Below are 12,485 nucleotides of genomic sequence, written 5' to 3' on the forward strand. Positions count from 1 at the left end.
AAGAGGCGTATCTCCGGTGTTGGGTCGAATATGAATGGCATGGGACATCCGGAGATGAAGGTCCGCTTCGGCGTGGGACTCGGCGCTGAAACCACCCCGGACGAGCTGGACGGCGTCATCGATCACCTGGAGAGTTCCGGGGTCGATTCGGTGTGGTTTTCCGAACTGGTCTACACCCCGGCGGTGGATCCGTTCGTCGGCATGGCCTACGCGCTGGCCCGCACCCGGCGATTGAAGGTCGGGACGTCGGTAGCGATCCTGCCGGGACGTCATCCGGTTCTGGTGGCCAAACAATTGGCATCTCTGGCGGCGCTGGCGCCCAAGCGGGTGCTGCCCGCATTCGGGCTGCATTCGGCGCTGCCACCCGAGCGGGACATCTTCGTGGTTCCCGACGGCCGGCGGGCCGCGGTCTTCGACGAATCCCTTGACCTGCTGCGAGCCGCGCTGCGCGGCGGCGATGTGTCGTTCGAGGGCGAGTACTTCACCGTCCGCTCCGCGCAGGTACAACCGGTACCGGCGACCCCGATCGACATCTGGCTGGGTGGGTCGGCGCCGGCGGCCCTGACCCGGATCGGCAAATTCGGCGACGGGTGGCTGGGCAGCTTTCTCACCCCCGACGAGGCGGCCGCGGCGCGCCGGCGCATCGAGGCCGAGGCGGTTGCGGCGGGCCGCACCATCGAGCCCGACCACTTCGGCATCAGCCTTGCCGTCGGGGACGGCGCACTGCCGGCGGATCTGCTCGCCGCGGTCCGTCGCCGCAGACCCGACGTCGACCCCGAGGAACTGATCGCGGCCGACTGGCCCGACCTGCACCGCCAACTCGATCGCTACCAGGCCGCCGGCCTGACCAAGTTCGTGATCAGGGCGGCGGGTCCGGCCGACCGCGCCGCCTTCGTGGACCGGTTCGCCGCCGAGCTGTTGCCGCGGCAGAACTGACGCTGCACGAATCTCTCCGTCGTTTGAACTTCCGCGTGTCGACCGCCGTGTTAGGGGGTATGCGCAGGCCACGCGTGTGCTGCGACTTGACCGAAGGAGACTGTCATGAGGATGCGAGGCCTGTTCTGTGCGGTCGCGATGGTGTTCGCACTGGTCGCAGCGCCGACTGCGGCCGCTGATGATCGAATGCAGTTCACCGGGACGACCTTGTCGGGCGCCCCGTTCAACGGGTCGAGCCTGGCCGGGCGGCCCGCGGTGCTGTGGTTCTGGACGCCGTGGTGCCCGTTCTGCAACGCCGAGGCGCCCTCGGTGAGTCAGGTTGCCGCGGCCAATCCACAGGTGAGCTTCGTCGGCGTGGCGGCCCATTCCGACGTGGGGGCCATGCAGGGTTTCGTCGACAAGTACCACCTCAATTTCCCCAACCTCAACGATGCCGACGGGTCGATCTGGGCGCGGTACAACGTGCCGTGGCAACCCGCCTACGTCTTCTACCGCGCCGACGGGTCATCGACGTTCGTCAACAACCCGACGTCGGCCATGCCGCAGCAAGAGTTGGCCGATCGGGTCGCGGCCCTGAAGAGCTAGTCATCCGGCGTGCCAGACAATCTGGTGGGGTTGGCGTTCGGAGCCGGACTGGTCGCGGCGCTCAACCCCTGCGGGTTCGCCCTGCTGCCCGGGTACCTTGCGCTGGTGGTACGGGGTACCTCGCCGCGCGGACCGCTGCCCGCATTGGGACGGGCGCTGGTCGCCACGCTGATGATGACCGCCGGATTCGTGGCGGTGTTCGGCACATTCGGGTTGCTCACGGTGGCTGCAGCGAACACCGTCCAGCGCTACCTGCCGTACGTCACATTGCTCATCGGTATCGTCCTGGTCGTCCTCGGCTGCTGGCTGCTGGCCGGCCGCAGGCTGGGGCTGTTGCTGCCGGACGCGGTAGCGGGCCGGACCGGTTGGGCTCCGACCGCACGGCTCGGTTCGATGGCCGGCTACGGCGTCGGGTACGCGCTCGCGTCGCTGTCGTGCACCGTGGGGCCGTTCCTGGCGGTCACCGGGGCGACCCTGGAATCGAACACGGCGGTGCACCGGGTGGCGGTGTTCGCCGCGTACGCCGCGGGTTTCACCCTCGTCGTCGGGGTGCTGGCCGTCGCTACCGCGCTGACCAGCACGGTGGTGATCGACCGGCTGCGGCGGGTGGTTCCCTACATCAGCCGGATCAGCGGAGCGCTGCTGATCGCCGTCGGCGCATATGTCGCGTATTACGGCTGGTATGAGATCCAATTATTCAGTGCCGCAGGAAATCCCGACGATCCGGTGATCGCCGCCGCCGGACGCGTCCAGGGCGCGATCGCCGGTTGGGTGCACCGGCACGGGGCCTGGCCGTGGGTGCTCGCCCTGCTGGTGTTGGTGGCCCTGGGACTCGGGTGGCGTGGACTGCGGGTCAGATTCGCCGCGAGAACTCGCCGCGCACATCCGGCCACGGTGGACGACGCACCATAGCGGCCGTGGCCAATGTCGCTGCCACCAACCCGATCAGTTCGCCCATCAAGGCGATTCGCGTGGAGTCCACGGCAGGAACCCACGTGGGTTTGCCGTCCTTGACGACGAAAATCCCCAGTGCCCTGGAATGGGATCGCCCGTCGGGGCGGTGCCGGACCTTGCTGACCGGTATCACCGTCGCTCCGTCGGGCGTCACGTATGGGTCACCGAAAACCCGTGAGGTGGTCGCGGTATCGGCGGTGATGCTGTCGAGTGCATCGGGCAAGCGCATGCCGGGCATCCTTCCTGTCAGCGGTCGAAGTCGGACTCGTCGTCCAGTGGCACCACGATGGCCTGATCGATCAGGTCCGCCTCGGTGGCGTCGGTGTCCGTCGAGATCCGTACCCGACGCAGATCCGACATCGCGTCGTCCTCGTCATCGACGCCGACCGGTATCAGTTGTTCGACGACGTCGGCCTCCGGGGCGTCGTCGTCGAAAGCGTCGTCATCGAATCCGCCACCGTTGGCGTGCGTCATGATTGCCCCCTCACCGACCGGTATCGCCGTGCATACCGATTGTGCTACCCGGGAACTGGTGTTTCAACGCGAATTTTGTGCCACTCATCGTGCGGGCGGGCCCGGCGGAGTCTGGGAGGCGTCGCGGCGCCGGGCGGCCATCCCTGACAGGGCCTCGAACACCACCCGGTGGGCGGCGTTTACCGTGAGTTCGGCGTGGTCGTAGGCCGGCGCCACCTCGACCACGTCGACGCCGGCGACGTCGTGGGTGCGACACAACTCCCGGACCATCCGCAACAGGTCCGCGCTGGTGATCCCACCCGGCTCGGGAGTGCCGGTGCCGGGCGCATGTGCGGGGTCGAGGACATCGATATCGACTGAGACATAGAGTTTTTCGGCCTTGTCAAGGGCCTCGGCGACCGCGTCGGCCATCACCTCCTTGAAGCCGCGGTCCCAGATCTCCTGCATGGTGTGCCAGGTCATGCCCTGCTCCAGCATCCATTCGAAGGTGTCCTGCGGCGGCCAGTACCCCCGCAGCCCGACCTGGACGAAATGAGTGCCGGGCACCGCACCGGATTCGATGAGCCGACGCATCGGGGTGCCGTGGCTGGCCAGGTTGCCCTCGATGTTGTCGGCGGTGTCGGCGTGCGCATCGAAATGCACGATGCCGACGTTGCCGTAGCCGTGCACATCGGCCACCGCCGTCGCCGACGGCCAGGTGATCGAATGGTCTCCACCGAGCACCACCGGAACGATGCCGCGTGAGGCCACCGCGTGGACCCGCTCGCGGATGTTGGCGTGCGATACCTCGGTCTGCCCATGCGGGCAGTACGCGTCACCGAAATCGACCACTTCGAGCCAGTCGAAGATCTCGAGACCGAGGTCGAGGTGGTAGGTGCCCGGTTCATAGGCCGTGGCCCGGATCGCGCGGGGACCGAACCGGGCGCCTGGGCGGTTGGTTGTCGAGATGTCGAACGGCGCACCGACGATCGCCACATCGGGCTGCCAGGCGTCGAGCTGGGCGGTCTCGGTCAGGAACGGCCGGTGCCCGAAGGAGACCATGCCCGAGTGCGGCAGGTCCAGTTGCTCGGCCATGCCGGGCGGCAACTCACGCTGGGGTCGGTGATCGTGCTGATCGCCCATGAGCTGACATTACCGCCACCGGCGCGGCGGCACGGTCGGCTCGGAAGATTCATTGGCCGGCAACGGAACTCAGTGCGGTGCGAACGCCTTCGGGGACGGGCCGCTTGGACCAGTCATCGGTAGAGACGACAACGTAGACATTGCTCCCGCACACCCGGGGCCGCTCGTCGCCGGAGGCGTCGGTGCCCAGCACGGTGAAGCCCAGGGTGAAGCTGGTGGTGCCGATGCGCTCGCACCGCACGGCGACGCGCACCGACTCCCGCCACCGGACCGGCGCCCGGAAATCGATCTCGGTGTGCACCACCTGCATGTCGATGCCATCGGCAATCAGGTCGGCATAGCTCACCCGCAGGTGGTCGAACAGCCCGGTACACGCCTCGTCGAACCAGGTGAGGTAGTGGCCGTTGAACACCACGCCCTGCTGATCGATCTCGGCGTAACGCGGAACGATGCCGAAGCTGTACTGGGTCACGTGAGCACTCCAAGGCCGGGGGTCTGCCGCTCCACGGTAACGGGCCGGACGCGGCCCGGGCTTTCGCCGGTCCGGTCCGCAGGAGAGACTTGTGCCGTGAAGCTGGTGACCCTCGACGACATCGACGCCGCGGCCCGGCGGATCGACCCGGACATCGTGCGAACCCCGCTCCTGGCGGCCGGATGGGGAGATCCCGGTCGGCCGTTGTGGCTCAAGCCCGAGAATCTGCAGCCGATCGGCGCCTTCAAGATCCGGGGTGCGTTCAACGCGCTGGGACGGCTCGATCCCGGTGTACGGGCCAGGGGAGTGGTGGCCTACTCCAGCGGCAATCATGCGCAGGCGGTGGCGTATGCGGCCGCGGCGTATGGCGTCGCCGCCCACATCGTGATGCCCGAGGAGACGCCGGCCGTGAAGGTGCGGGCCACCAGGGATCACGGGGCGCAGGTGGTGCTGTGCGCTGCCGGGCAACGCGAAACGGTTGCCGCCGAACTGGTCGAGCGCACCGGCGGTGTGCTGATACCGCCCTTCGATCACCCTGACGTGATCGCCGGCCAGGGCACCATCGGATTGGAGATCGCGCAGGACCTGCCCGCCGTCGCATCCGTATTCATCCCGATCAGCGGCGGCGGACTGGCCTCGGGTGTGGGTACCGCGATCCGCGCGATGTGCCCGCAGGCCAAGATCTTCGGCGTCGAGCCGGAACTCGCTGCGGACACCGTCGAAAGCCTGGCCGCCGGCCACCGGGTGGACTGGCCGGTTGCGCAGCGTAACCGGACCATCGCCGACGGACTGCGCTCGACACCGTCGGCGTTGACGTTCGCCCATCTGCAACGTGTGCTCGACGATGTCATCACCGTGTCCGAAGATGAGATCCGTTCAGGGGTGAGGGAACTCGCTCACCGCGCGCGCCTGGTCGCCGAACCCAGCGGTGCGGTGGCACTGGCGGGCTACCGCAACGTGACGGCGCCGCCCGGGCCCGCGGTGGTGATCGTGTCCGGCGGTAACATCGAGCCACCGCTGCTGGCCGAGATCCTGTCCCGGAGTCAGTGAACCCCCTCCATGAGCCTGCTGATGCGTGCCGACATCAGCAGGACCACGACGCCGACGAGGATCGCCACCGCCCCGAGTGTGCCGAAGTAGGCGAACTCGTGCGCGGGATCGTAGTGCTGCGCGAGCACGCCCGACATGGCCGTACCCAGTCCGACGGAGAAGAAGAACAGCGCCATCATCTGGGCCCGGAATGCCTCTGGCGCAAGCTTTGTCGTCACCGAGAGACCGATCGGCGACAGCAGGAGCTCAGACACCGCGAACACCACCATGATGCCGGCCACCAGCAGTGCCGGCACCACCTTGCCGATGGACGCTGCCATCGGTAGGAACAGCAGGAACGCCGCACCCATGCCGATCACGCCGTAGGCGAACTTGCGCGGAGTGGTCGGTGCCCGGTTGCCCAGCCGGGTCCACATGAGCGCGAACAACGGCGAGAGCAGGATGATCCAGACCGGTTCGATCGACCCGATCCAGCTCGACGGTGCGGTCCAGCCGAAGACCGACCAGTTGACCCGTTCGTCTGAATAGACCGCCAGCACCGTGAACGTCTGCTGGAACAGTGACCAGAACACCGCGTTGGCGATGAACAGCGGGATGAATGCGCGGACCCGGATGCGTTCGGTGTCGGACACTTTGGAGCTGGTCAGCATCACCGCGAAATACACCACCGAGGCCACCACGATCACGCCGGTGGTGAACTGCGACAGGTTCGCCAGCCCGACGAGGTGCGTCATGAACAGCACCGCCACGGCCCCGGCGAGTGCGATGACGATGGCGATGGCCTTCCAGATTGCCCGGGGCGGCAACGGGTTTGCCACGATGCGTCCGTGGCTCCCGAGATTGCGCCGGTACAACACATACTGGGTGAGGCCCAACGCCATCCCGAAGGCCGCCGCGCCGAACCCGTAATGGAAGCCCGCGCGCGTCTGCAGCAGTCCGGTCGCCAGCGGTCCGACGAAGGCGCCCAGATTGACCCCGAGGTAGAACAGGGTGAAGCCGCCGTCGGCACGAGGGTCGTTCTTGTCGTAGAGCGTGCCCAGCAGCGAGGACGCGTTGGCCTTCAGTGCACCGGATCCCAGGGCGACCAGGACGAGGCCGACGCCGACGCCGGCCAGGCCCGGAACGACGGCGAGTGCGATGTGGCCGGCCATCACGACCACCCCGCCGTAGAACACCGTGCGCTCCATGCCCAGCAGTCGATCGGCGACCCACGCGCCCAGGACGGTGGACAGGTACACCAGGCCTCCGTAGGCGCCGACGATGCCGGTTGCGGTGCTCTTCGGGAGCCCCAGGCCGCCATCGGCCGCGGTGTAGTACAGGTAGTAGCCCAGGATGGTGAGCATCCCGTAGAACGAGAAGCGCTCCCACAATTCCACCCCGAACAGATTGGCCAGCCCGATGGGATGGCCGAAGAACGTGCGGTGGTGTGGGGAGTCCTGCACTTGCTGCATGGGCCATTACCTTGCCACGGGAGCGGCCCGGTCGGCCGGAATTGACGGCCGGGGCGGCAAACTAGAACTCCGTTGTGTACAGGCGCTTCTGTGGCACAGCACATTTCGCTGCATGTCGAACGTGGGCGACGAAGGTACAGGGGATGGCTATGATGCTGCCACCCGGTAATGTCACCGTGAAACGTTTGGACGACGGCCACACTTTTCGGGGGTGCATGTGGAGGCGGTGCTCGGTGTTTCGTTGACACCGTCCACCGTCGGTCTGGTCCTGGTCGAGGGCAGCGAGGCTGACGGGGCGACCGTCGACCATGACGCCTTTGACATTCGTGGCTATACGCCGTCACGAACCGGCGAGATCTGTGCCGATGTGGTGTCTGCCGTTCGTCGCGCCGAAAAGGTTGCGGCAGAACACGATCGGCAGCTGACAACGATCGGTGTCACGTGGAGTTCGGCCGCCGCGGCAGAGGCCGCTGTGCTGATGAAGAAGCTGGCCGAGGCCGGGTACGCCTCAGTGGTTCCGGTTCGGCTGCCGCAGGCCACGGATGCGCTGGCGCGTCGCATCGCCGGAATCGTCGGATTCGGCACGACCGCCGTATGCGTCCTGGAACCCGATGTGGTGCAAGCGATGACGGTCAGCGACGGTACTCCCGTACAGACGACGGTCAGCCGGGGTATCGAGACCGTGGCGGGCCTGACGACCTGGCTGTCCGACATGTTCGACGCGGCCGATCCACGTCCCGACGGGCTCGTGGTCGTGGGATCCGCCGTCGACCTGGACTCGGTGCTGCCAAAGTTGGAGCAGGCCCTTCAGGTGCCGGTGTTCACGCCGGCCGAACCCGGATTGCCACTGGCCAGGGGTGCCGCGCTGGCCGCGGTGCGACGGGGCCGCCGGGCATCCGACGAGAGTGTGGCCCCGACCGGTTGGCGCTGGCCCGCCACACAATTGACGCCGCTGGCGATATTGCTCGGTGGAGTCCTGGTCTTCGGGGTCTCGCTGGCGCTGGCCATCGGTCAGCAGCTGGTGCCCGGTTCGGAGCCGGCTCCGCACCGGAGTACCCGTCCGGTGGTGAGCACATCGGGCGACTCGGCCGCTGTGCAGCAGCCGCCCGCGGCTCCCGCACCGCCTGCCCCGCCACCTGAGCCCCCGCCTGTCCTCGAGTCGGTGGTGCAGGACGTCGGGCCGGAATACTCAGCCGACCAAAGCGTCACGGCGCCAACCGAGCCCGGCGCCATACCGGGCGAGCAGCTCGCGCCTCCCGGGTCCGAGCTGGGGCCGGTGCCACCGGAGCAGTCACCGCAGATGCGCGAGCACCCCGGCGCGCCTCCGCCCGAGGCGGGCCAGGGGCCCTTGCCCGCGGGCGAGGCGCCGCCGGCCGAGACCGTGGTGTCACCGGCACTGTCCCCGGCATCGGAAGCGCCTCCGCCGCCACCGCCGCCACCGCCGCCACCGCCGCCGGCCGCTGAGGTGGCGCCGCCTCCGCCGAGTCCGGCGCCCGAGGCGGCACCGGTACAGCAGACGGCCGCACAGGCTCCGGCGGCCGAAACGGCACCACCCGTGCCGGAAGCAGCGCCTCCCGCACCTGAGGCCGTCCCGGCCGCGCCCGAATCGCAGGCGCCGGTACCCGCCGCGCCTTGATCCCTGTGACGTTGCTGAGACCGGTGCAAGACCGCCGATCCTGCGGTGAAACGTTCTGACAAGTCGCATCGATGTGTTCACCATGGGCAACCCATCGCGCTACCGCCGACACCGATCTGCCACCGTCACGCTGCGCCTGAGGGGTGCAGTTCCGGCGAGCACCTACACTGGTGGAATGCTGAGCGCCCCCTCGTCGTCATTCGGAACCGTTCGAGCGTCGGTACTGAAAGTGTTTGCGGCGATTGGAGTCGCCACCTTGGCCGCGGCGAGCACGGTCGATGTCGCATCTGCCGCGGTGCGCACGCCCGAGCCGGGCGCGACCATCGAGCCGGCCGCGGGTTCCGTGGTCGGTGTCGCCATGCCGTTGACGGTGACCTTCGACAAGCCGGTGGCCGATCGCGACGCGGCGCAGAGCAGCCTGCAGATCAGCTCACCGCACACGCCCACTGGCACATTCAGCTGGCTCAGCGATGACGTGATGCAGTGGAAGCCCGACCAGTTCTGGCCGGCCCACTCGACCATCTCCGTATCCGCCGGCGGCGCCAAGACCAGCTTCGAAACCGGATCACAGGTGCTGGGCGTTGCCGATATCGACGCCCACACCTTCACCGTGAGCATCGACGGCGCGGTGGCCCGCACGATGCCGGCCTCGATGGGCAAGCCGAAGCACCCGACCCCGGTCGGTACCTTCACCGCACTGTCCAAAGAGCCTGTCGTGGTGATGGATTCGCGCACGATCGGTATTCCGCTGAGTGACCCGGAGGGCTACAAGCTCACCGTTTACGATGCGGTCCGCGTGACCTGGGGCGGCGTCTACGTCCACGGGGCGCCCTGGTCGGTGGGATCCCAGGGCTATGCCAACGTCAGCCACGGCTGCATCAACCTGAGCCCCGACAACGCCGATTGGTACTTCAACACGGTGCACGTGGGCGACCCTATTGTTGTGCAGTCGTAGCCGCGTGCAGGTTCTTCGACGTCGGTGAGGTGGATACCGTCGCCGGGTCGGGGTATGTCCCCAACACCCGGTCGGCGGTTCCGGCGGTGGTCACCGTGAACCAGTAGTGCTCGTTCTTGTAGTGGTGCTGCCGATGGTTGCGCCAAACTGCACGGTAGACACCGGTTTTCGGCTTGTAGTCGCTGTGGATCAGGTAGTGGCACCACTCGTACGCCAGGCCGATCACGGTCAGCAGTGACAGGAACGTCAGTCCCAGGCCGAGACGAGGGAATGCCAGCAGGGCGAGGGCCACGGCGACGGGCAGGATCCACAGCAGGGCTCGCCACGGTACGAAGATCAGCGGGATGTCACGCGGGTCGACGTGGTGCAGCCGGTGGTCGTGAGCCAGCAGCGAATCCAGTGTGATCGGGCCGAACCGCCTTGGCCGCCAGTGCAGTACGAAGACGTGGACGATCCATTCGAAGAACGGGAACGTCACGAGCATCACCACGGGCACGAGCACGTCGGTGAGTTGCCAGTCCCCGACGGCGCACCGCGCTGCGACGCTGACGACCAGCGCGGTGCCGATCATCCAGGGGGAGGGGTGCCTGACGAATTCCCGGGCCGCGTCACCCAAGCTGAAAGCGTTGCGCGTCATCGGGTTTCCTCCAGGGCCTCGAGCGCTCCCATGAGGGCATCGGTGGCCGGCTCCAGCAGGTCCTGAGCCGCGCGCCGGGCAGTCGCCGGGTCTCGGGCTTCGATGGCCTCGACGATCCGCCGATACGCGTCGGGACGGCCGACCTCGGCGGCCATCATCGTGGCCAGCGCCGGGAGCGCGGGCTCGTAGGTCTGCCGAAGGGTGTTGTACATCAACCGGAATGCGATCGAGTCCGCGCCGTCGACGATCAGATCCCAGAAGGCGAGCGCCTGGCGCTGTTGCTCGACCGGATCCGGTTCGGCCGCCAGGGCATCGACGGTGCGGCCGAGTTGGGCGGCGAGGTCGGCGGTGGCCCGCCGGGCGGCCAGCTCGGCAACCTTCGGCCCGTTGTGCAGGCGGGTTTCCAGGATGCTGCGGACCACGCTGACGTCGAGTTCGCCTGCGCGCAGGAGCAGCCTGGGCAGCAGGTCGAGGCCGGCATGCTTGCGGAAGTCTCGCACGGTGGTGGAGTCGCCCTGCCGAACCTCGACCAGCCCGGCCTCGGTCAGCCGCTTGATCGCCTCACGTACGGCCGGGCGGGACACCCCGAGCACCTCGGCCAGCCGACGTTCACTGGGCAGCGGTTCGCCGGGCTGCATCTGGCCGCTGAGCACTTCGGCGACGATCTGCTCGAAGACGTCCTCGGGTACGGATCTGCGGTTGACCGGTTGTAACGCCATAGGGCCATGCTGCCCCTCTGACGGTCAGAGGTCAAGTGGTCATACCAGTTGATTATCGCGGGATGCCGGTGTACTCCGGGTTCGGCGGAACCGACAGGGCGATGCCGATTCGGTTGGTCGCGCCGATGAAAGCCGCGATCGAGATGCCCTCGAGGATCTGATGGTCGTCGAGTCCGAGGGCGCGCAACGTGTCGAAGTGGGCGTCGCCGATGTCCTGCGGATGGTTGTTGACCAGGACGGCGAGGTCGCCCAGGGCGCGCTCCCGCTCGGTGAGCTCGGCCACCTGCCGATGGTCGATCGCGACCCGTTGTCCGAACGACCAGTCGCCGGCGACTTTCCCCAGCTTGTTGGCATGGTTGGTGTGGCAGTACGCGCAGCGGTTCTCCCCGGATACCACCGTGGCGATCACCTCGCGCTCACGCGCACTCAATCCGCCCCGCCCGTCGGCACCCAGCAACGGCAGCAGGTAGCCGTTGAGCCGTTCGAGGTCACCCTCGTTGAGGGCCAGCGCACGAAACCAGTTGGAGGTCAGCCCTTCCTCGCGCTGCTGCCGGCTGAAGAAGCCGCGCACACCCGCGGTGCTCAGCTCATCCAGTTCGGGTACCCGTAACCGTGAGATGCGCGATGGGGTCAGGGACTGGGGAGCGTCAGCGGTGGCGGTCATACGCGGAGCCTGATGCAGGCGGCGTTGCCGGACAAGGATTTCGACACCGCCGAGGCGAACCCTTGCGCGGCCGCGTTCAGCGGAGTGCGGCGGCCGTCTCGGCATCGGCGGGCAGGAACGCCTCGATGCTGAGTTCCGCGGCGGTGAGGTCCAGCGCGGTGCCGAATGTCGTGACAGTGCTGAGGAAGGTCAGCACGGTGCCGTCGGGTGCGGTCAGTTCCAGGGGGACGACGACTCCGCCGAGATCGCGGACGGGTTCCATTCCTCCCGGGTAGGACTCGATCTCGGAGAGAAGGTCGGCGAGTTCGGCCGATCCGCTGACGGTGACCTCGCGGCGCAGCCGGCTGATCAGGTGGTGGCGCCATTCGGCCAGGTTCCGGATGCGCGGGGCCATGCCCTCGGGATGCAGGGTGATTCGCAACGCATTGGGCCGGTCCAACAGATGCGGAGCGACACCTTCGAGCATCACTGCGGTGCCTGCGTTGGCCTGCAACAGGTTCCAGGTGCGGTCGACGACGACACAGGGAAATGGGTTGTAGGCGTCCAACACTCGGGTCACCCCGTCGCGCACTGCGGTCATCTCGGGATCCTCCAGCGTCCGTTCGGCGTACACGGGTGCCAGCCCGGCGGCGAGCAGCAGTTGGTTCTGGTCCCGCAGCGGGACCTCGAGGGCCTCGGCCAGCCGGAGCACCATCGCCCGGCTCGGCACGGATCGGCCGGTCTCGATGAAGCTGAGGTGACGCGCCGACACGTCGGCCTCGATGGCCAGGTCCAGTTGGCTGATCCGGCGGCGTAATCGCCAGTCGCGCATCAGTGACCCGATCGGTGTC

At 67.7% G+C, this 12,485-nt stretch carries 15 protein-coding genes; 6 read left to right on the top strand and 9 right to left on the bottom strand.

Annotation, left to right across the window (positions count from 1 at the left end; genetic code table 11):
- Positions 1-54 precede the first annotated feature (54 nt).
- The 3 genes from ACNQVK_RS19430 to ACNQVK_RS19440 all read left to right on the top strand — a co-directional run bounded on the left by ACNQVK_RS19430 (position 55) and on the right by ACNQVK_RS19440 (position 2,433).
- Positions 55-936 carry a TIGR03854 family LLM class F420-dependent oxidoreductase gene (locus ACNQVK_RS19430; protein ID WP_418034222.1) on the top strand — a complete coding sequence of 294 codons (882 nt, stop codon included), beginning with the start codon at positions 55-57 and terminating at the stop codon, positions 934-936.
- 105 nt (positions 937-1,041) lie between these two features.
- The gene (locus ACNQVK_RS19435) at positions 1,042-1,521 is read left to right on the top strand and encodes a protein disulfide oxidoreductase (protein ID WP_110917973.1); all 480 of its coding nucleotides are present in this window, start codon (positions 1,042-1,044) and stop codon (positions 1,519-1,521) included.
- A gap of 9 nt (positions 1,522-1,530) precedes the next feature.
- A complete protein-coding gene (locus ACNQVK_RS19440; RefSeq protein WP_418030799.1) occupies positions 1,531-2,433 on the top strand; it encodes a cytochrome c biogenesis CcdA family protein in 903 nt (300 codons plus the stop codon).
- Here the strand turns inward: ACNQVK_RS19440 and ACNQVK_RS19445 are convergent.
- The 4 genes from ACNQVK_RS19445 to ACNQVK_RS19460 form a co-directional block, all read right to left on the bottom strand.
- Entirely contained in the window at positions 2,375-2,704 is a 330-nt protein-coding gene (locus ACNQVK_RS19445) for a hypothetical protein (RefSeq protein ID WP_418030800.1), read from the bottom strand. The genes ACNQVK_RS19440 and ACNQVK_RS19445 overlap by 59 nt on opposite strands.
- A gap of 17 nt (positions 2,705-2,721) precedes the next feature.
- Positions 2,722-2,949 carry a hypothetical protein gene (locus tag ACNQVK_RS19450; RefSeq protein ID WP_273736165.1) on the bottom strand — a complete coding sequence of 76 codons (228 nt, stop codon included), beginning with the start codon at positions 2,947-2,949 and terminating at the stop codon, positions 2,722-2,724.
- A gap of 84 nt (positions 2,950-3,033) precedes the next feature.
- A complete protein-coding gene (gene speB, locus ACNQVK_RS19455; protein ID WP_409549726.1) occupies positions 3,034-4,071 on the bottom strand; it encodes an agmatinase in 1,038 nt (345 codons plus the stop codon).
- A 49-nt stretch (positions 4,072-4,120) separates the two neighbouring features.
- A complete protein-coding gene (locus ACNQVK_RS19460) occupies positions 4,121-4,543 on the bottom strand; it encodes an acyl-CoA thioesterase (protein ID WP_418030801.1) in 423 nt (140 codons plus the stop codon).
- Positions 4,544-4,639: 96 nt separating this feature from the next.
- Here ACNQVK_RS19460 and ACNQVK_RS19465 point away from each other — a divergent pair, with 96 nt between their 5' ends.
- Positions 4,640-5,593, top strand: coding sequence for a threonine ammonia-lyase (locus ACNQVK_RS19465; protein ID WP_418030802.1), 954 nt, complete (start codon positions 4,640-4,642; stop codon positions 5,591-5,593).
- Here ACNQVK_RS19465 and ACNQVK_RS19470 read toward each other — a convergent pair.
- On the bottom strand, positions 5,587-7,044 hold the full coding sequence (locus ACNQVK_RS19470) for a peptide MFS transporter (protein ID WP_418030803.1): 1,458 nt from the start codon (positions 7,042-7,044) through the stop codon (positions 5,587-5,589). The genes ACNQVK_RS19465 and ACNQVK_RS19470 overlap by 7 nt on opposite strands.
- A 211-nt stretch (positions 7,045-7,255) precedes the next feature.
- Here ACNQVK_RS19470 and ACNQVK_RS19475 point away from each other — a divergent pair, with 211 nt between their 5' ends.
- Both ACNQVK_RS19475 and ACNQVK_RS19480 read left to right on the top strand, forming a co-directional pair.
- Entirely contained in the window at positions 7,256-8,680 is a 1,425-nt protein-coding gene (locus ACNQVK_RS19475; RefSeq protein ID WP_418030804.1) for a hypothetical protein, read from the top strand.
- 175 nt (positions 8,681-8,855) lie between these two features.
- Positions 8,856-9,635, top strand: coding sequence for a L,D-transpeptidase (locus ACNQVK_RS19480; RefSeq protein ID WP_418030805.1), 780 nt, complete (start codon positions 8,856-8,858; stop codon positions 9,633-9,635).
- Here ACNQVK_RS19480 and ACNQVK_RS19485 read toward each other — a convergent pair.
- The 4 genes from ACNQVK_RS19485 to ACNQVK_RS19500 all read right to left on the bottom strand — a co-directional run bounded on the left by ACNQVK_RS19485 (position 9,616) and on the right by ACNQVK_RS19500 (position 12,466).
- Entirely contained in the window at positions 9,616-10,272 is a 657-nt protein-coding gene (locus tag ACNQVK_RS19485; protein WP_418030806.1) for a sterol desaturase family protein, read from the bottom strand. The genes ACNQVK_RS19480 and ACNQVK_RS19485 overlap by 20 nt on opposite strands.
- On the bottom strand, positions 10,269-10,991 hold the full coding sequence (locus ACNQVK_RS19490; RefSeq protein WP_418030808.1) for a FadR/GntR family transcriptional regulator: 723 nt from the start codon (positions 10,989-10,991) through the stop codon (positions 10,269-10,271). The genes ACNQVK_RS19485 and ACNQVK_RS19490 overlap by 4 nt, the downstream gene beginning before the upstream one ends.
- A 52-nt stretch (positions 10,992-11,043) precedes the next feature.
- Positions 11,044-11,655: a peroxidase-related enzyme gene (locus tag ACNQVK_RS19495; protein WP_418030809.1), complete on the bottom strand. Its 612-nt coding sequence runs from the start codon at positions 11,653-11,655 to the stop codon at positions 11,044-11,046.
- Positions 11,656-11,731: 76 nt separating this feature from the next.
- Positions 11,732-12,466 carry a helix-turn-helix domain-containing protein gene (locus ACNQVK_RS19500; RefSeq protein WP_409550015.1) on the bottom strand — a complete coding sequence of 245 codons (735 nt, stop codon included), beginning with the start codon at positions 12,464-12,466 and terminating at the stop codon, positions 11,732-11,734.
- Positions 12,467-12,485: the final 19 nt, after the last annotated feature.

The organism is Mycobacterium sp. 134, assembly GCF_048282715.1.
Classification (GTDB): domain Bacteria; phylum Actinomycetota; class Actinomycetes; order Mycobacteriales; family Mycobacteriaceae; genus Mycobacterium; species Mycobacterium septicum.